The organism is Turicibacter sp. St.80E1, from assembly GCF_059728495.1.
Window position 1 is genome coordinate 2,127,001 of the sequence record NZ_AP039386.1, and the last position, 18,862, is coordinate 2,145,862.

Consider the following 18,862-nt stretch of genomic DNA (forward strand, 5'->3'; position numbering starts at 1 on the left):
TTATTATCCCACCTCCAATTCACGCATATGTTGTTGAATAAAACTCGTATCATAATCATTACTAATAAAATCTGGATGATCCATAATTGCATATTGGAAATCAATATTTGTATCAATCCCCGTTACTACCAATTCCTCTAATGAACGCTTCATTTTTGCCACAGCCTCATCACGGTTCTCCCCGTGAACAATTAACTTTCCAACCATTGAATCATAAAATGGAGGAATTTCATATCCTTGATAAACAGCCGTGTCAACACGTACACCAAATCCACTCGGTAGATTTAAAACCTCTATTGTCCCCGGAGAAGGTTTGAAATTTTGATGCGGATTTTCAGCGTTAATTCTACATTCCATGGCATGCCCTTGAATCTTAATCTCATCCTGTGTAAAAGATAACGGTAAATTAGAAGCAATTTTAATCTGTTCTTTAATTAAGTCAATTCCCGTGATCATCTCTGTAATCGGATGCTCAACTTGAATTCGTGTATTCATCTCAATAAAGTAAAACTGATGATGCTTATCTAATAAAAATTCAATGGTTCCCGCATTTTCATAGCCAACCGTTTTTGCAGCAAGGACCGCCATCTCTCCCATCCGCTGACGAGTCTTTTGGTCTAAAACAGGAGACGGTGCTTCTTCAATAACTTTTTGATTACGTCGTTGTACTGAACAATCGCGATCATATAAATGAACGACATTTCCATATTGGTCAGCTAAAATTTGAAATTCGATATGTCTTGGATTCTCAATAAACTTCTCCATATACATCGAATCATCCCCAAATGCCATCTTGGCTTCTAACTTAGCCGTTTGAAATAGCTCTTCAAATTCAGAATCATCACGAATAATACGCATCCCACGTCCTCCGCCGCCGGCAGAGGCTTTGACTAACACAGGATAACCGATTCGATTTGCAATTGCTTTCCCCTCTTCAACAGTTTCAATTAATCCATCTGAGCCCGGTACAACCGGTACGCCTGATTGAATCATCATCTCACGTGCTTTAGCCTTATTCCCCATCTGATCAATGACAGTCCCTTTAGGACCGATAAATTTAAGACCTAACTCCTCTGTTAATGTTGCAAAGGTACTATTTTCGGATAGGAATCCAAATCCCGGATGAATAGCATCGCACCCTGTAGCAACAGCAGCACTCAAAATATTATTCATATTTAAATAACTATCCTGAATTTTAGTAGGTCCTACACAAATCGCCTCGTCAGCTAAATCAACATGTAATCCCCGATCATCTGCCGTTGAGTAAATTGCTACGGTTTCAATCCCCATTTCCTTACATGCTCGAATAATTCGAACCGCAATTTCTCCACGATTCGCAATTAATATCTTGTGTAACATTTTTACACCTCACCTTTTTCACCAAAAACTTAATCATTCTATTCAATACGCATTAATACTTGATTGAATCCAATAGCCTCTTCATTCTCAACCATAATGTCCTTCACAACCCCATCATAAGGCGATTCAATCTCATTCATGACTTTCATTGCCTCAACAATGCATAAAACCTGTCCCTTTTTAACGGTATCACCGACAGAAACAAATGGTTTCCCACCAGGTTCATTAGAACTATAGAACGTTCCTACTAATGGCGCCTTCACTTCTTTAAGGTTATTCGTCGAAGAAACTTCAACCCCCTCATTATTAACCGAAACAATCTGTGTTTGTGTCACTGGAACAACTTCCGTCACCGAAGGTTGAACCGATGAAATTGTCTGAATAATCTCCTTAACCTCTCTTTGAAGTGAAACTTTAAACCCCTCAACTTCTACCTTTAACTGTGTCATATCACTATTTGAAAATCGATCCATTAACTGTAAGACATTATCCATATAATCAGTCGTTACGTCATTACGATCTAATTCTTTCACTGATTGACTCATCTCTATTCCTCCTTTGTTCCAAAATCAAATATTAACCTTTTCAAATATTTTGAAGTTCAAATATATTATTTAATATAAAGGACAGTTAGATATCTGTCAACCCTAGAGGGCTATTCTTTTACTTTTTTATTAGGCAGATAAGAGTTCCTGCTTTAAAGTTTGCATCAGATCATCGACAGTCGTTAACTCATTGACTCGATAGGCATTTGACCCACAAAAAAGTAATGCTTCATCTACCTCACCACGCACCGCATGTAATAAGGCTTTACTAATACAATAAATGGTCGTCGCCGGATTACACGGTTTTACGCAGTTATAACATTTTCTAATTTTTTCACGTTTAATTCCGTACCTTTGACTAAATGGATTTAAAATTGCTCGTCCTGGCATTCCAACCGGACTTTTTACTAAAATAATATCTTCCTTTTTTGAATTGATAATGGCGTTTTTGAAATTTATATGCGCATCACATTCTTCTGTTGCAATAAATCGAGTTGCCATTTGAACACCAGCGGCTCCTAATTTTAAATAATGAGCAATATCATTTCCGTCAAAAACTCCCCCTGCAACAATAACTGGAATCTCCTTCTGATACTTTTGCGCATAATCATTTGAAATTTCGATAACATCTTTAACAATTTGATCTAGATCGATAGTATCCTTCTCAATATCCTCTAATTTGAACCCTAAGTGTCCCCCAGCCTTAGGGCCCTCTATCACTATCATATCCGGTGCAACTTGGTATTTACGGTCATAATTTTTAAGTAACGCTTTGGCAGCACGGGCACTTGAAACGATAGGTGCAAACATTGTATCAGACCCTTTTAGCAACCCTGGTAAAGTAAGCGGTAATCCAGCCCCCGAAATAATAATATCAACTCCCGCATCAACAGCAGCTTGTACATGTTCCTCGTAGTTTTCCATCGCAACCATCAGATTAATTCCAATCATCTTCCCATTGGTTGCTTCCTTTGCCTTTTTAATATGTTTTTTAACAGCTCTTAGATTTGCTTGTAACGTGTTCGTCTCAAAATCAGGTTCATCATGGCCAATTTGTGCACCTGATAGGACACCTAGCCCACCGCTATTTGAGACAGCCGCCGCTAAATTTGAGCGCGAAATTCCGATTCCCATTCCACCTTGAACGATTGGAAGATCCAATTCGAATTTTCCAATTTTTAATGATTTAAATTCCATTTTATCCACCACCTATAATTATGTAGTATTTAAAACTATATAATAGGTTTAAATACTCTATTTATTAACTATGGTGGAATTATAGCACATCTCTTTTCTAAAAGGAGATTATTTTTTTGAATTTCAAAGTTTTTTTACATTATCTCGTGAAAATAGGAAACATTTATTTCTCTATCTCACCCATTAACTATATGTTTAGCGTCTTTTTTTTTGAACATTAGGCCTTATTTTTAGCAAATACCTCCCTAATCAAAGGAGAAAAAAACTCACCGAAACCGCTTTCTAAGTAGAAGAAATTAAAATTTACACGAATACCGTATAAATAACGTCTTCACAGAAATGTAGCCGCTCGTTCCAACTTATCCCCCCTCTTTCGGCACTATGATTTAAAAACTGTTTATCACCACAATCGAATCTCCACTCAGTATGGCTAGCTTCTATTATTAAAAAGCTGTAATATATAAGTAGACGACGGTTACTACGGAAGATTTCACATCATTAACGATTTAAAAAAGCCTAAAAGGAAGTATTACCTATCACAAGGGTGGAATCCTAATGAAGATATTCATTACTAAATCACTTCATTGATGAACGAAAGAAATGGAGGTCTATTCACATGAAACAATTTCTTCAAAACTACGTGCCCGCTATTAAACAATTGCCCTTGAAAAAAAAATACACAAAAGAGGAATTACTCACACGTGATTTTCTAATTGAAGAAGGAAATGGTGTTCAAATTTATTACGCTCCTCACAATGAATATATCAATCCCCACGCTAAAATTTTTATTGTAGGTATTACACCGGGGTTCGAGCAAATGAACACGGCTATTAGCACAGCCCGCTCCTGTCTCGAAACAGGATGTTCACTTGAGGAAATAAAATATCAATGTAAAGTTCAGGCAAGGTTTAGTGGGGCACTACGTAAAAATCTATTAGACTTACTTCGCCAATTAAAACTAAATGAATTTCTCCACATCGACGATGTGGAGGAACTCTTCACAACTCACGATGAATTACTCCACACCCTGTCCCTCATTCCCTACCCTGTATTTGTAAAAGGAAAAAATTATACCGGGCATCAACCTAAATTATTAAAAACCCCCATTTTACTCAAATATATCGAACACTACTTTGTGGATGAACTATCAAATCTCCATAATGTACTCATTATTCCGTTAGGAAAAGGCGTGGAGGAAGCTTTGTTATACCTAGCAAATCACCAGATGATAAATGAAAAGCAAATCCTCCGGGGGTTTCCCCATCCATCTGGGGCTAATGCCCACCGCTTTAAACAATTAGAAAATAATAAACCTTACATGATGAAGCAGTTAAACGACTATTTTCTAGGAGGTAATAAATGACAATGATAAGAAAAATGGTAGATTCGGATATTGATTCGGTAATGGATATTTGGTTTCAAAGTACAGTAGATGCCCATCCCTTTATTGATCTTCACTATTGGGAAAAAAGTTATGAAGTTGTGAAGCGAGAATATCTTCCACAATCAAAAACTTTAGTGTTTGAAGAGGGCGGAGTCATCAAAGGATTTATTAGTCTTATAGAGGAAGCTTTTATCGGTGCACTCTTTATCTTACCTCGCTATCAACATCAAGGAATTGGCAAAAAACTATTAGAAGTTGTTTTTCGGCACCAATCAGAACTTACCCTAGCTGTCTATGAAGAGAACAAAAATGCCGTCCTGTTTTATAAAAAAATGGGATTTCAAATCATCGATCGTCAACTGAATGTAGATTCAGGTAAAGCTGAATACATCATGAAAAAAAGGGTCTTAATGTAGTGAACCCCAAAAGTTGAACTTAATATTATGCAGCTAATTGGCTGGTACGAATTCGGTATTTGACTGGACTCATACCAGCCAATTTTCTTTTAATTCGTTTATGATTATAGTAGTAGATATAGTTTTCAATGGCTTCTTTTAACTCCTCATAGGTTTTAAATGTCTTTCCATAGTACATTTCTTGTTTAAGGATTCCAAAGAAGTTTTCCATCGGTGAATTATCTAGACAATTTCCTTTTCGTGACATACTTTGAAAAATTTTATGTGTTTTTAATGCTTTAACCCATTTTTGATGTTGATACTGCCAACCTTGATCGGAATGAAGGGTTATTCTATATTTTGCTTGTTTGAGAATAGGTAGGACCTGATTCAGAGATTCCATGACAAAATTCAAGTCAGGTTTATGGCTCATTGAATAGGACAAAATTTCACCGGTTGCCATGTCCATGATTGGGCTTAAATATAATTTCTTTCCTTCCTGCGTTTTAAACTCAGTCACATCTGTTGTCAATTTCTGATACGGATAAGGGGTATTAAATCGGCGGTTAATTCGATTCTTAGCCACTGTTCCAACAGTTCCTTTATACGAACGATATTTACGTGATTTATGACTAAACTTAACGCAAATAATTCCACGCTTTTTCATCAGACGATAGACTTTCTTATGGTTAACCCGATGACCTCGATGATGAAGCTCATCTGTGATTCGACGATAACCATAATTCTCATCATTTTCTTTAAAAATGCTTAAAATAAGATTTTCAAGTTCTTGATCTGGATTCTCTTGCGCCATCTTTTTAACCCAATAATGATAGGTTGATTTAGGAAATTTTGTGACCTTTAAAATATCACTTAATTTAAAATTAGCCGTTAATTCTTGGATGATTCTTGTCTCGATTTGATTCTTTGGTTCCATGGCGTAATCCCATGGGCGTGACACTTTTTTAAGTATTCATTCTCAATTCTGAGTAATTTAATTTCTTCTTCTAATTGTTGTTCACGTGTTAAAGTTTTCGGTTGTTTAGATGCTTTTAATTTTGGCATAGGGCTTTGAGACCTTCCTTTCGGTTTAAGTAATGCCTCTACACCGCCTTTTAGAAACGTTGCATTCCAATTCGCAATCGTTCCTATATCTGATATTCCAAAATGAATAGCAGTTTGGCTATATGAAGCACCTGTTGTCTTGATATAGTTTAATACATTTAATTTAAATTCTCCAGTATATACTTGTTTTTCTTTTGGTTGTAATCCGTTTTTTCCTTCTTGTTTATACTGTCTAACCCATGTTTCAATTTGTGATTGACTTGGAATCTGATATTTCTTAGCAAGCGATCGATAACCTAAAGTCCCTTGTAAATATTCATTAACAATCCTTAATTTGAATTCTGGACTATATTTAGCCATAGAAAAAACACCCCTAACGTTAGATTTTTTAGTCTAACATTTGGGGTGCACATCATAATTAGACCCTTTTTAAAATAGTGAAAATCCGGTGGTTGGAATATCATGTACCTCTACATCAACCGTTATAATAGTGGTCGCCCCATTAGAATCTTGTACGCGATAGGTCACTTCATAAATACCTATTTCATTGACATTAACAGTATTATTAATTACTTCGATGTTAGCAGTCAATTCGCCGTCTTCTTCATCCATTGCCGTCACACCTTCTAATGGATTAAAGCTATCTCCCTTGTTAACAATACGATTCTGTGCATTAATAACTGGAGATTGGTTTCCGATAACTGGAGTCGCAACAGTCACAAGTCGGTGCACGGTTTCGATCTGACCCTCACTATCCGTTACGCGGTAAATAATTTCATAATCCCCTGCTGTAAAAACATCAATTTCTCCTTCAACTACAATTTGTTCCGTTAAATCTACCCCCTCAGCATCTTGCGCCGTAACTCCCTCTAATAAATCAAATTCTTTACCATATGGAATCTCAATATCATCTACCCCGTATAAAATAGGCAACCCGCCTAATGTTGTTTGAATATCCATTGTCACCGTACCAGTGAAATCAATTTCCCCCCCATACTTAGGATAGTCAATCGTCGCTTCAAAGGTGTATTCCACCGTTTGATCCTCCGTCACATTTTCTATCATAATCTGATTGGTAGACTCATCATATATTCCGTTTTTAACCGTAATATCCTCGACTCCCCCTTCAACAGTCTTTATTGGATTGTCGATAATCACATCGCTCCCTTTTTTCACCTTTTGAGTAGGAAGGACTATCTGTTGTTTAGTTAAATCCCCATATCGTAATTCATGATATCGGGTTAGACAACTAATATCACTGACTTGATTACCTGAATAATCAAATACATCTAGTTTTTCCAAATGAGCTGTCGGGGAAATATCTTTAATTTGGTTATTATTCACATACAAATAACCTAGGCCATGAATCTTAGTAAGAGATTCTAACGTTCCTAAGTTATTACCATTAAGATTTAAAGAGACTAAATGTTCTAGGCCTTCTAGGGGGGAAATATCTTCAAGTTGATTACCTTGTAAATCTAAAATATTAAGGTTATCCAACTTATGTAATGGGGTGATGTCTGTTAGTTGATTAAACCCTAATTGTAGATGATTAACATTTTCAAAATACTGAATCCCCTCTAGATTTTGAATTCCCTTATTTGAAAGGGGTAAAAATTGTACCTTTTGTGCCTCTGCTACTGAAATCTTATCGTTTTCCTTTTTCCCCATTTCCTCAAGAATCGCAACTTCTAAACGCTCATCTGGAAATTCAATAAACTCACTCGCATAAACATTCAACGAGGAAATAAATAAAAAGCTAATCAGGCTTGTCATTAGAAGAAGTCTCTTTCTCATTTCGATTACTTCCTTTCAAAAATTTGTTATTTTTAATATGTGTCGTTAAAGGACGATTTATGAATTATTTTTAAAACTTCTCTTTTTTACATTTTTATGGAACTAAAAAAGGATGCCTAAAAGGCATCCTTTTAATTCGTATAATGAGACGTTTCTACCGGTAATCCTTTATAACGCAATCTCGCCTCAATAATATCTTTAATAATTGAATAAATAACCGCAAACATCGGCACCCCAATAATCATTCCTATCAATCCAAATAATTTTCCAGCAACTAATATCGCAAATAAAATCCAAAATGCTGAGATTCCAATGGAATCACCTAAAATCTTAGGTCCGATAATATTTCCATCCACCTGCTGAATGACAAGAACAATAATTAAGAACCATAAAGCTTGAATAGGTGAAACAAATAAGATAATGATGGCCGATGGAATAGCTCCAATAAACGGACCAAAGAATGGAATAACATTCGTAATACCAATAATCACCGAAATTAAAACCATATATGGCATTTTAAAAATTGCCAAGATAATCAGGGTGAGGATCCCAATAATCACCGAATCAACAATTTTCCCACCAATAAATTTCCCAAATGTTAAATTAGTTCGATTAGCTAAATCTAAAATAATGGTAGTATGCTTAGGATTAAAAATTGAAGTTACAATTTTCTTCCCTAAAGCAAAGAATTTTTCTTTATCCGTTAATAAATAAATTGAAATAATAATTCCAAGTATAATATTCCAAATACTTGAGGCAACAGACATCACCATATTTCCAATTAAGGGGAGAATATTGGTTAACAGTTGAATCACCCAGTTTGTAATTTCCACAAATTTTTCATTAATAATTGCCATATATTCTTGATCTATATTTCTTTCATATAGTTCTGTTTCAATAAGACTTGTTAACTCTCTTACATATCGTGGAATATCATTAATTAATCCACTAATACTTTCAATCAATTGAGGAAGAACAAATTGCATAAAGAGGTAAACAATGATGAGTGCTGTCACATAAGAAAACAAAATCCCTAATCCTCGGGAAGGAAAATTTCTTATTTTTTTTATCATCTTTATTTTAAAGACTTTTTCTTCATAAAACTTAAGAATAAAATTTAATAAATAAGCAATAACAAATCCAATAATAAACGGTTGGAAAACGACCAGGATTTGATTTAACTTTCCAGTAAAAACATCTAGTTTAGAAATCACATTATTAAATACGATACTTAAACTAATCACAATTAATGCATAAACAGCAATTGTTGTATACTTCTTATCCCAATTGATTTTCATAGCTCCTCCTTAAAACAAACTTTCCCTAGTATTTTTATGCCACTACCTAACGATATAAAAACAGAGCCGTTTTCTACATTTAATACAACAACCAATATCTAAACTGAAGAGATTAGTTAAGAGAACCTCATCTACAACACAAGGTTTTTTTATGATGTAAAAAACTTATCTAGACTTATATACTTATATATATCATAAAACAAAATAAACTTATATATTTATGGATATTTTTATAATTTTTTTCTACATCTATACGTAGCGCTCATACATTTTGGATGATGGATCTAAAATAGAAAAACTGTGTAAATGATAAACATCCCGGTGATTCCCATTATAAAAAGTTAAATGCACATCATCACGGAGATAAATAGCATTGTATCTCCCCTTTCAATAGCCGTATCTTGAATATCGCTATAAGGAGAATAAAACAATAAAAAAAGCACCCCTAACATTAGATTTTTAGTCTAACATTTGGGGTGCACACCAAAGATGATTTTTATTTTAATTTAACATTTCCTGCTAATACATCATATCCCGTATAAGCAAGAGCCGTTGTTGCTATCACTAAGCGATCATGGGCAAAATCTGTAACAGTTGCATCTACCATCTGTTGAGAATGTCCCGTAATTTCACAATCAGCAATTCCGATATACGGATGAATAGTTGGACAAATATTACTAATATTTCCGATATCTACTGACCCTGTGCTCTTAGACGGCTTTTTAATTTCTTCGATTCCTAATGAACGAATATTCTCATTAAATGTCTCTGAAAGAAGTTCATTTGTTTTTAAATCGTCATATGAAATCTCGTAGTTACTCACCTCTAAAGTGGCTCCCGTCATTAAAGCAGCGCCGTTAGCAATCCCTAATACCTTTTCCTTCACAACGGCTAGGTACTCTTTCGTTGCTGCACGAATATAAAATTGGGCGGTTGCATGTTCCGGTACAATATTTGCTGCCACTCCACCGTTCGTAATAATTCCATGCATTCTTACATCTGGCGTCACATGTTGGCGTAAGGCATCAATCCCATTAAATAATTGAATCACCGCATTTAATGCATTAATTCCCTTTTCTGGTGCGGCGGCCGCATGCGCTGGACGGCCTGTGTAATCAAATTGCAACGCCTCCATTGCTAACGATGTCCCGCTCTCTGTCGTAAATCCCGAGGGGTGCACCATCATTACAGCATCCATTCCATTGAACAATCCGGCCTCTGTCATTGTAACTTTAGCACCATTTGTTTCCTCTGCTGGTGTTCCGAAGACATAGACTTTTCCACCAATCTCATCAATTACCTTACTTAATGCAACACCTGCCCCTGCACTCATTACACCGATCATATTATGTCCACAACCGTGTCCAAGTTCAGGTAGGGCATCATATTCACACAAATAAGCCACTGATAATCCAGGTTTTTTACTATCATAAACCGCCTCAAAGGCTGTGTCTAATCCGGCAACTGGACATTTAATTTCAAATCCATTTTCTCGTAAAAAAGTTGTTAATACATTTACCGCTTCGTGTTCCTGATTTCCAAGTTCAGGATGGTCATGAATATATCGATTCATTTCAACTAAACGATCTTTTAACGACTCACTAATTACTTTTAATTGTTCTTTCATGATAAATCCCCCTTACGACCATCCCATAAGAATAGCAATAGTAATAAAAATAATAGCTAAAGCACCAAAAATTAATTGTAATGGCCAAATCCATTTCATCCATTTAGACCATGGAATTCCCGATACACCAAGACAAGCCATTAAGACAGCACTTGTTGGGAAAATCGCATTTGAGAATCCGTCTCCAAATTGGAAAATTAAAATTGATGTTTGTGGCGTAATACCGACTAATTCACCAAGTGGAGCCATAATTGGCATCGTTAATGCCGCTTGTCCAGAACCTGATGAAATAAAGAAGTTAATAAACATTTGAACAAAGAACATCACATAACCTGCTACTAATGATGGTAATTGACCAATAACGTTCGATAAATTATATAAAATGGTATCAATAATTTGACCGTCTTGGGCAATAATCACAATCGCGCGGGCAAAACCTACAACAACAGCAGCACTAATCATATCTTTTGCACCGTGAATAAATGCTGTAGCCATATCATCAAAACTTAAACGTCCGATGATTCCACAAACAATTCCTGTCGCTAAGAACACCGCAGAAATTTCAGGAATAACAAAACCAAATTTCAAGACCCCTACAATGATAATGCCTAAACAAACTAAGATAGAGGCTAAAATTACTTTATGACGCATCGTAAATTCTAATTGTTCTGACTCCATTGCATCCATATCCTGGCGACGAGCTTGATCGATTTCATAAGCTGGACTTAAAGTTGGATTCTTTTTAATACGTCGTCCGTACCACATTAAATATAAGGTTGAAACGATGGTTGTCACTAACCAAATAACTGTACGGAAACCAACACCTGTTCCGGCTGGAACTTGCGCAATGCTTTGAGCAATCCCAACAGAAAATGGATTTAACATTGCCGTAGCAAATCCGACAATACATCCCATATAAGAAAGCGCCATCGCCATGATACTGTCATAACCTAATGCTAAACATAAAGGAATTAACATGGCGATAAATGGAATTGCTTCTTCCGTCATCCCAAAGACAGCTCCACCTAATGAGAAAAGACCCATAATAACAGGAATCATTAATAATTCTTTTCCTTTAAATGATTTAACCGCGTTTGTAATACCCGCGTCAATAGCACGAGTTTTAGTAATAATCGCAATCGAACCACTCACAATAAATAAAAAGGCAATAATTTCAGCTGCCCCCACGATTCCATGGATTGGAGCCTGTAGTAAACTAAATAATCCTTGAGGTGTTGATTCAACATATGAAAATGAATCATTTACAACGACCGTATTTCCTAAATCATTTACGACACGTTCATACGTTCCGGCTGGGATAATCCAAGTTGCAATGGCAACCAAAACTAAAATTGCAGTTACAATCACCAACGTGTGTGGAACTTTAAATTGTTTTTTTTCTTTCACACTTGCACATGTTGTTTTGTTTTCTAAACTGATCATAATACTCCCCCTACTCTTTAATTTTTAAATAGTTCTAGATAAAAAAAGCCTTGAGCTTTTCACTCAAGACTTCTCAAAAAGAATACACGATTCCTATTGGGGATTCTTAAATGATAGCTCTCCACGATGATCAAACCGTGACAATGTTAAATATATTTTATTTAACACCAGCTCTATAATCTTAAAGTATCAATTATAGGCTTCGGCGAGAATTCCTTTCCTATTGCATCAACATCTTCACTCCTCAATAGTACTCTTAATTACCGCACCTCTATCTAAAAACTATTCAAATAAATATGTTCTTATCATACCCTATTCCCTAGTGAAAGACAAGGTCCTTTTCATTAAATTTCCCTGTCCTACTCCTGTTTTTTCAATGAATACGCTCTCTGTTTAATTAAACTAAAAAAAAGAATCAAACAGATCCACTGTTTGATTCTTTTTCCATGATAATATGCTAACAGGATTCCCCTGTGATTTATCATAATAGATTGCTCCCCAACCCTAATTCTCTTTTTTATTTAATTCTTTAAAAAGCCCTGAGGGCCATATCAGGACTTTTTAGATATAACCGTACTAAGTTGGGATGATTTAAATGCGAAATGATAGCGATCCATAAATTATCCACAGATATACATTGAATTGGGTTAACCCTGTTTGACTTAACTCCCTCATCCTAATTTCCACTGTTTCATTACGGTTTCTTACAAAAATTAATTTCTTATCAAGCATTCGTCCTAATCCGTCAATAAGATAGTTAATCTTCGCAATGCTATCCACAACGTATTTAATTACACTGTCATTTTATCTTACTTTTCAACTAAATACAACGTTTTATATCCGTTAAAATGTCAAATTTTCTATTTTTATCGATTAATACGCATAAAAATAGAAAATTATCATTTATTTTATGTTTTATCCCTTCGAAATGTCGAAAAAAGATATTATATGTAGGCGGAATAGCGTTGTGGATAATCTATCCCAAACCTGTGGATAATTGAATCAAACTGTGGAAAAAGGCACAAGATAGACTCACTCTATTTTATGTCTTATCTCATCCATCAAACTATTTTTTTAATGAGATCGAGCGGATGAAGCGGTCGGTATCCATTAAAAAAGCGATTATTATTTTGAATCAAAAAATTTTCGAAAAAAATAACAATCTTTAATTCCCATCATAAACTACATTGAAGGGGGCGATTTAATGAGTACCTTTAATGAGAATAAGTTATGGGTCAATAACCGATTAAACCGTTTATACCAATTACACCCTAGACGGTACACATTGACCCACTCTGATCAGACGGGAGAACTCTTTTTAGTCATTGGATCCGAATTTGCCTATGAACAACTAACAACAAAGCGTGATGAGGTCGTTGGTGAATGGTTAGCTCATCAGTCTGGTCACCCTTACTTTTATATTTACATTCGGCTTGATGGAATTGATGGAACTGCCTCAACAGAAAAAAGAAATGAAATCTTTCTACGCGAACTCCCTTTAGCATTAAAAGCTATTAAAAAGGGGGATGAATCCTTTTTTCAATTCTATCCCCAGTTTCTACAAGCCCCTATTTATGTTTTTTTCCAATCCCAAGATTCCCACCTAAATCGGACGGATTGTTTTGGTTGCTTTAATGACTATTGAATCCTTTTATAAAACCCGGTACATTCGTGAACACGTTTGTACTTTTTCTTTATCTTCTCACTATCCTTTCCAACATACTGACAAAAAGTTTGTACCGGAATTAATCCATCAACTTTGGATGCGATCCCATCACTGCCCTCAATGTAAACATGTAAATAGGTCCCTAATTTTTCAAATTGTTGATGAAGGTACCATTCATGAACCCATAGATCGTCACGGGTCCACGCCTCGAGATAAGTAATCTCACTCTTAACTAATCTATTTTGTGCTTCTAATAACAAAGCCTGCCCTACCCCTTGCCTACGATAATCCGGGTGCACGGCCAAATGCGTAATCATCCCCCCTAACGTCTGATCCGCCGTGCAAAGAGTCATCGGTTTCTCTTCACACTCGATATCTAAAAGACCAATGACTTTATCATCCTCTATCGCAACGAGTTCAATAGCCGGGTTTCTATAGGTTTCCTTTTGATTAAGGACAATATCATAGTAGGCTGTATCTAGAAAAGATAACACCCGACAATGTAACCACCCACGCTCATCCTCCTGTTGATAAGTGCGAATTTCCATTTCATCATCTCCCCAACCTTTTTATTTTTATTATATACATCCGTCCTAATGACCATGCCATTTTTATCTACATTGAATCATTCAAAGTTTCATTTATTAATTTATCTTAGCATATCCTTTACTGTACAAGAATGAGTTCTTTAAATCCTTTCATGGGGAAGTGATAACATGGGATGGTTTAACGGAAGAACGGCTGCTATTTGTATTATTCTATTCATCGTCTTTGCCTTGTTATACACTGATTTCTTTGATGAAATTAAACGGTAAGACGATAATAAAGGGTACCTTCGTCTTCGGTTTCATGTATGAACTATACGACTGGTACCTTTTCTTATGACCCAAATTATGACTCAAACAGGAAGTCAGAGAATACATCTTGCGCAAAAGATTTATTCCTAATTGCTCAAAAGGAGAAAATAAACTAAAAGATACGTCCTACCGTACTCGTCTAAACTGTCTCCGACTAAAGAAATCGCCTATTCGTTTTATTCAACAAGTAACTTTTCCCACGTGATGCGATTAAATTTTTTTCCTGATAAAACATGATTCGCATTTACGGCCCCTGATTCAAAATAAATTTCTAACGGTTTCAGATGATGAGATTACCTACGTTAAACGCCACTCACATGATAGGCAATAAAAAAACAGATGGAGTCATCCACCTGTTTTTTTATTGCCTATGAATGTCAACTGACAACGCTCCATTTAAACTTACACCAATGGTCGGTCATATAATCCCCACTCTAAATGTACATAACGATACATAGGATTCCCCTCTTGCATTCCCACGTTAAGGCCACTTATTAATGTTTTGGTTCCTTTTTCATTCGCCCATTGTTCACAGGCCCTAATTAATTGCATTAAATATTCCCGACATCGATAGTCTTCCTTTAAAAATAAACCTTCTAAATAAGATTCCCCCTGTCTTAACCTCACATACGCTAGACCAATTACCTCATGATTCAAAATGGCTAAAAAGCATGCCGCGTCTTTTCCTTGAATCGATTCTAATACGTTAAGTGCCATCGCATGTAACGAATGATCTGGCCACAATACAAGGGCCAATTGGGCTACATCCAATACATCTTTTACATTTCCTCGTCTAACCTCCACTAAATTCCCTCCCCGTCTATTATCATAAATCTTATAAAAGCAATCTCTATTCAATCAACACGACTTCCCTTCATTTTTACACTAATTAACTGATGGGCCCCTTTTATTAAAGCGCATACAGTTTCATTAACTCTCATTATAACATATGCAAAAAAGTGCTTACAAATAATCTTACTTACTTATTTAAAATATGGTATAATGTCTTCGAGAAGGAGGGGATTTTAGACTATGTACTGCTTCAAACCAAAAGCTGACTACTCACGACTAGACTTTATGCTTTACTACTGTGGAACAAGTCAAGTAGAAAAACATCAGTCTTGGGGACCGGGGATTCGTGACTACTATAGTTTATATTATGTAACGGAGGGGTCTGGCTACTTAACTATTGATGGACAAGATTATACGCTAGTGGAGGAAACGTGTTTTTTAGTTCCGCCCGGTGCAATCGTTAACTATAAACCAGACCTACTAAATCCATGGACCTACTACTTTGTGAGTTTTAATGGTGAACACGTCCCAGAATATTTAGAGCGAATTGGTTTATCGGAGAAAACACCTATTTTAAACTGTCAAAATAGCAAACAAATCGAAACGTGCTTTGATTATATTTTAGAATCTGCTAAACATCCAAAAAGCGCAGATTTACAAGCAATCAGTGGATTTTACTCTCTACTTGGGGCACTTTGTGACCACAGCTTGCCACAACCGCCTAAAGTTAAAGCATCTAATCGACAATCGGATTATATTCGTCAAGCCATCGAATATATTGAAACCAATTATTCACGACCGATTACGATCGAAGAGATTTCAAATCATATCGGAATCAATCGCAAATATTTAACAAAATTATTTAATGAAAGAATGGATAACTCTCCTAAAAATTATCTCATTCATTATCGAATAGACAAGGCCTGTCAACTTCTTAAACAATCAACGCTTAGCATCAAAGAGATTTCACATTCAGTCGGGTATACGGATGCACTTGTCTTTTCTAAAATATTCAAAAAAGTAACGGGAACATGCCCCCGAAAGTATCGTAATACCCACAACGCAACTTAAAGATGCCCTATTGGGCATCCTTTTTTTGTGATAATCAACGGAAAATAAGCGTATGATAAAAAAAGCAAATAGATATAACTTTTTAGGGTAACGTTGCTAGACTTACGATTCAATGAATCTATTTCAGCACCTATAACGCCTTTTTTACATCCTACATACATTTATAATTTGGAGGAAAAAAAGAATGATTTTTTACTTATTTATTAGCCTAATACTCATTGGTATGGGTGCCCATTATAGTGGTCGTTTATTTGAACGAATTAAACTACCTTCATTAATTGGAATGATGCTACTCGGAATGGTAATTGGCCCCTCTTTCTTAAATATTGTTCCTAATGTGACTCTTCAACTTTCACCAACCTTAAAAGATATTGCACTCGTTACCGTCTTATTTATCGGTGGACTTGGGATAAGCTTAAAACAAATGAAACAAATTGGACGCCCTGCTATTTTACTAAGTACCATTCCCGCTACTCTTGAGGGATTCACGATCGCCCTTTTAGCGATGCCCCTGCTTCATTTTAATTTTATTCAGGGGGCTATTTTAGGTTTTATTATTGCAGCTGTTAGTCCAGCCGTCCTTATTCCCTCTATGATTGATTTAATTGACCGTCGAATCGGACAAGATAAGGCCATTCCTCAAATGCTTTTAGTCGGGGCAAGTGCGGATGATACCATAGCCATTACTTTATTTACTACTTTTTTAGGAATTTATACCCAAGGAGGACGTACCCCATCAATTGGATTACAAATTTTAATGATTCCAATTTCCATCATCTTTAGTCTCTTTATTGGATACCTTCTTTATCTTCTTACCAAGCCCCTTCTAAAACATACGACTTCCATTTATATAAAAACTTTGATTTGTTTTGGAATTTGTTTAATTTTACGTTTCATCGAAAAAAAGTTTCACCTTGAATTATTTAATTCACTTTTAACAGTTATGATTTACGGATTTTGGATTCGAAATTTCATCGTTGATAACGCCCCTTCTATTTTAGCGCTCATGAATTCAATCTGGAAAGTTGGGAAACTCTACTTATTCGCCTTTGTAGGGATGGCTATTAATCCAAATCTCGTCGGACAATTTTTCTTAATTGGTTGTGCCCTTTTAATTGTTTCATTAACCCTTCGCTCGATTGGGGTTTTAATTGCCCTAATTGGAACAAACCTCTCCTATAAAGAAAGATTATTTTGTGTGATTGCCTATCTTCCAAAGGCAACTGTTCAATCTGCAAAGGCCGCCATTCCCTTAGAAATGGGGGTTGCCGGCGGGGAAATTATGCAAGCAATCGCTATTTTAAGTGTGCTAATTACAGCTCCAATTGGTGCCATTGGAATTAAACTAACAAGTGATAAGTTTTTGCAAAAGGAAACAAAAGAAGCCGGGTCCCATTAGGACCCGGCTTCTTTTATTTTATTAGGCATTTGATGATGATTGACGAATTTCATTTAATTTATCTTCAATCATCTTTAATACCTTTTTCTTATCATTTTCATTATTAACGTAGTCAACCTCATCAATATTAATGACTAGCACCTCACTTGCTTGATAATGCTGCTCAATCCATTGATCGTATCCCTTCCAAAGTTCGTAATAATAAGAAACAAGTCCTTCATCTAATTCATATTCACGTCCACGTTTTTTAATACGGTCAATAATAGTTTCGAAACTTCCTGATAAATAAATCATTAAGTCCGGTGCCTTTTTAGGCATCCCCTCTAACTCTTCCATCATATTATTCAAAAGTGATTCGTATAAACTGAATTCTAAGTCAGAAATACGTCCTAAATCTTTATTTACCTTTGCAAAATACCAATCTTCATATATACTTCGATCTAATACATTATTATCCTCAACTAACGCTTGCTTAATGCTTTTAAAGCGAGTGTTTAAAAACCATAATTGTAGTAAAAAAGGATATCGTTTGGTTTGAATCTCTTCATCAGATGCTGTATAAAATAAAGGTAAAATCGGATTATCATCCACACTCTCATAAAAAACTTCCGAATTGAAATGTTTAGCCACCAATTCTGCTAAACTTGTTTTTCCTGCACCAATCATCGCTCCAATTGTAATCAACATTATTCACCCATACCTTTCATACTGTCCTTTAAAATGATAAAACTTTTAAAATGATGTTTTAAAAAGTTTGAACGTTGTCAATAATAGCACAAATATCGACGAAAATCACACATAATACTTAGCCAAATTCATCCATATTTTTCATTCCACATGAGATGTGGATAAACGCTAAAGAATAAGTCCTATGCCTTCCTCTATTCCTTCTCCCTATCCTAATTATTTAATACACTTATCCACACATAAAAAATATTTTAAAAAAGTTTCCTCCTGTCGACATCTT

The 18,862-nt window shown here is 35.5% G+C and carries 17 protein-coding genes and 1 riboswitch; of the genes, 5 read left to right on the top strand and 12 right to left on the bottom strand.

Going from position 1 to position 18,862, the window contains the following annotated elements; all coding sequences use genetic code 11:
* Positions 1 to 3 precede the first annotated feature (3 nt).
* From AC6I0I_RS10190 to AC6I0I_RS10200, 3 genes are all read right to left on the bottom strand, one after another.
* Positions 4 to 1,359: an acetyl-CoA carboxylase biotin carboxylase subunit gene (locus tag AC6I0I_RS10190; RefSeq protein ID WP_161832718.1), complete on the bottom strand. Its 1,356-nt coding sequence runs from the start codon at positions 1,357 to 1,359 to the stop codon at positions 4 to 6.
* A 38-nt stretch (positions 1,360 to 1,397) separates the two neighbouring features.
* Positions 1,398 to 1,904, bottom strand: a complete 507-nt coding sequence (gene accB / locus AC6I0I_RS10195; RefSeq protein ID WP_161832719.1) for an acetyl-CoA carboxylase biotin carboxyl carrier protein — start codon at positions 1,902 to 1,904, stop codon at positions 1,398 to 1,400.
* A 129-nt stretch (positions 1,905 to 2,033) separates the two neighbouring features.
* Entirely contained in the window at positions 2,034 to 3,101 is a 1,068-nt protein-coding gene (locus AC6I0I_RS10200) for an NAD(P)H-dependent flavin oxidoreductase (RefSeq protein WP_262953848.1), read from the bottom strand.
* 616 nt (positions 3,102 to 3,717) lie between these two features.
* Here AC6I0I_RS10200 and AC6I0I_RS10205 point away from each other — a divergent pair.
* Together AC6I0I_RS10205 and AC6I0I_RS10210 are read left to right on the top strand one after the other, a co-directional pair.
* Complete coding sequence (locus AC6I0I_RS10205; RefSeq protein ID WP_161832721.1) at positions 3,718 to 4,464, top strand: hypothetical protein; 747 nt, start codon at positions 3,718 to 3,720, stop codon at positions 4,462 to 4,464.
* Entirely contained in the window at positions 4,461 to 4,901 is a 441-nt protein-coding gene (locus tag AC6I0I_RS10210; RefSeq protein ID WP_202618801.1) for an N-acetyltransferase, read from the top strand. Before AC6I0I_RS10205 ends, AC6I0I_RS10210 begins: the two co-directional genes overlap by 4 nt.
* Positions 4,902 to 4,926: 25 nt before the next feature.
* Here AC6I0I_RS10210 and AC6I0I_RS10215 read toward each other — a convergent pair whose 3' ends face one another.
* The 6 genes from AC6I0I_RS10215 to AC6I0I_RS10240 all read right to left on the bottom strand — a co-directional run bounded on the left by AC6I0I_RS10215 (position 4,927) and on the right by AC6I0I_RS10240 (position 12,110).
* Positions 4,927 to 5,817, bottom strand: coding sequence for an IS3 family transposase (locus AC6I0I_RS10215; protein WP_161832944.1), 891 nt, complete (start codon positions 5,815 to 5,817; stop codon positions 4,927 to 4,929).
* Positions 5,772 to 6,305 carry a helix-turn-helix domain-containing protein gene (locus AC6I0I_RS10220; protein WP_161832943.1) on the bottom strand — a complete coding sequence of 178 codons (534 nt, stop codon included), beginning with the start codon at positions 6,303 to 6,305 and terminating at the stop codon, positions 5,772 to 5,774. Before AC6I0I_RS10220 ends, AC6I0I_RS10215 begins: the two co-directional genes overlap by 46 nt.
* Positions 6,306 to 6,374: 69 nt before the next feature.
* Positions 6,375 to 7,742: an immunoglobulin-like domain-containing protein gene (locus AC6I0I_RS10225; RefSeq protein ID WP_262953860.1), complete on the bottom strand. Its 1,368-nt coding sequence runs from the start codon at positions 7,740 to 7,742 to the stop codon at positions 6,375 to 6,377.
* A gap of 131 nt (positions 7,743 to 7,873) precedes the next feature.
* The gene (locus AC6I0I_RS10230) at positions 7,874 to 9,040 is read right to left on the bottom strand and encodes an AI-2E family transporter (protein ID WP_262951007.1); all 1,167 of its coding nucleotides are present in this window, start codon (positions 9,038 to 9,040) and stop codon (positions 7,874 to 7,876) included.
* A gap of 496 nt (positions 9,041 to 9,536) precedes the next feature.
* Positions 9,537 to 10,667: a M20 family metallopeptidase gene (locus AC6I0I_RS10235; protein WP_161831017.1), complete on the bottom strand. Its 1,131-nt coding sequence runs from the start codon at positions 10,665 to 10,667 to the stop codon at positions 9,537 to 9,539.
* A 12-nt stretch (positions 10,668 to 10,679) separates the two neighbouring features.
* A complete protein-coding gene (locus AC6I0I_RS10240) occupies positions 10,680 to 12,110 on the bottom strand; it encodes a YfcC family protein (protein WP_161831016.1) in 1,431 nt (476 codons plus the stop codon).
* 106 nt (positions 12,111 to 12,216) lie between these two features.
* Positions 12,217 to 12,392, bottom strand: a riboswitch (Lysine riboswitch).
* Positions 12,393 to 13,314: 922 nt separating this feature from the next.
* On the opposite strand from AC6I0I_RS10240, the gene AC6I0I_RS10245 reads away from it, so the two are divergent.
* On the top strand, positions 13,315 to 13,755 hold the full coding sequence (locus AC6I0I_RS10245; RefSeq protein ID WP_262951005.1) for a staygreen family protein: 441 nt from the start codon (positions 13,315 to 13,317) through the stop codon (positions 13,753 to 13,755).
* Here the strand turns inward: AC6I0I_RS10245 and AC6I0I_RS10250 are convergent.
* Complete coding sequence (locus AC6I0I_RS10250; RefSeq protein ID WP_262951004.1) at positions 13,749 to 14,324, bottom strand: GNAT family N-acetyltransferase; 576 nt, start codon at positions 14,322 to 14,324, stop codon at positions 13,749 to 13,751. The two genes, AC6I0I_RS10245 and AC6I0I_RS10250, sit on opposite strands and share 7 nt — an antisense overlap.
* Positions 14,325 to 15,035: 711 nt before the next feature.
* Entirely contained in the window at positions 15,036 to 15,437 is a 402-nt protein-coding gene (locus AC6I0I_RS10255; RefSeq protein ID WP_262953859.1) for a GNAT family N-acetyltransferase, read from the bottom strand.
* 228 nt (positions 15,438 to 15,665) lie between these two features.
* On the opposite strand from AC6I0I_RS10255, the gene AC6I0I_RS10260 reads away from it, so the two are divergent.
* Positions 15,666 to 16,496 (top strand): AraC family transcriptional regulator, encoded by an 831-nt coding sequence (locus AC6I0I_RS10260; protein ID WP_262951003.1) that lies wholly within the window; start codon positions 15,666 to 15,668, stop codon positions 16,494 to 16,496.
* Positions 16,497 to 16,680: 184 nt separating this feature from the next.
* Positions 16,681 to 17,895: a cation:proton antiporter domain-containing protein gene (locus AC6I0I_RS10265; protein WP_161831011.1), complete on the top strand. Its 1,215-nt coding sequence runs from the start codon at positions 16,681 to 16,683 to the stop codon at positions 17,893 to 17,895.
* Positions 17,896 to 17,916: 21 nt separating this feature from the next.
* Here the strand turns inward: AC6I0I_RS10265 and AC6I0I_RS10270 are convergent, their stop codons facing one another.
* Positions 17,917 to 18,579, bottom strand: a complete 663-nt coding sequence (locus tag AC6I0I_RS10270; protein ID WP_237658868.1) for a deoxynucleoside kinase — start codon at positions 18,577 to 18,579, stop codon at positions 17,917 to 17,919.
* Positions 18,580 to 18,862 lie beyond the last annotated feature (283 nt).

Bases quoted from the DNA above. Each gene is read 5' to 3' on its own strand.
- AC6I0I_RS10190 (WP_161832718.1), bottom strand. From the start codon at position 1,359: ATGTTACACAAGATATTAATTGCGAATCGTGGAGAAATTGCGGTTCGA.
- accB (WP_161832719.1), bottom strand. From the start codon at position 1,904: ATGAGTCAATCAGTGAAAGAATTAGATCGTAATGACGTAACGACTGAT.
- AC6I0I_RS10200 (WP_262953848.1), bottom strand. From the start codon at position 3,101: ATGGAATTTAAATCATTAAAAATTGGAAAATTCGAATTGGATCTTCCA.
- AC6I0I_RS10205 (WP_161832721.1), top strand. From the start codon at position 3,718: ATGAAACAATTTCTTCAAAACTACGTGCCCGCTATTAAACAATTGCCC.
- AC6I0I_RS10210 (WP_202618801.1), top strand. From the start codon at position 4,461: ATGACAATGATAAGAAAAATGGTAGATTCGGATATTGATTCGGTAATG.
- AC6I0I_RS10215 (WP_161832944.1), bottom strand. From the start codon at position 5,817: ATGGAACCAAAGAATCAAATCGAGACAAGAATCATCCAAGAATTAACG.
- AC6I0I_RS10220 (WP_161832943.1), bottom strand. From the start codon at position 6,305: ATGGCTAAATATAGTCCAGAATTCAAATTAAGGATTGTTAATGAATAT.
- AC6I0I_RS10225 (WP_262953860.1), bottom strand. From the start codon at position 7,742: ATGAGAAAGAGACTTCTTCTAATGACAAGCCTGATTAGCTTTTTATTT.
- AC6I0I_RS10230 (WP_262951007.1), bottom strand. From the start codon at position 9,040: ATGAAAATCAATTGGGATAAGAAGTATACAACAATTGCTGTTTATGCA.
- AC6I0I_RS10235 (WP_161831017.1), bottom strand. From the start codon at position 10,667: ATGAAAGAACAATTAAAAGTAATTAGTGAGTCGTTAAAAGATCGTTTA.
- AC6I0I_RS10240 (WP_161831016.1), bottom strand. From the start codon at position 12,110: ATGATCAGTTTAGAAAACAAAACAACATGTGCAAGTGTGAAAGAAAAA.
- AC6I0I_RS10245 (WP_262951005.1), top strand. From the start codon at position 13,315: ATGAGTACCTTTAATGAGAATAAGTTATGGGTCAATAACCGATTAAAC.
- AC6I0I_RS10250 (WP_262951004.1), bottom strand. From the start codon at position 14,324: ATGGAAATTCGCACTTATCAACAGGAGGATGAGCGTGGGTGGTTACAT.
- AC6I0I_RS10260 (WP_262951003.1), top strand. From the start codon at position 15,666: ATGTACTGCTTCAAACCAAAAGCTGACTACTCACGACTAGACTTTATG.
- AC6I0I_RS10265 (WP_161831011.1), top strand. From the start codon at position 16,681: ATGATTTTTTACTTATTTATTAGCCTAATACTCATTGGTATGGGTGCC.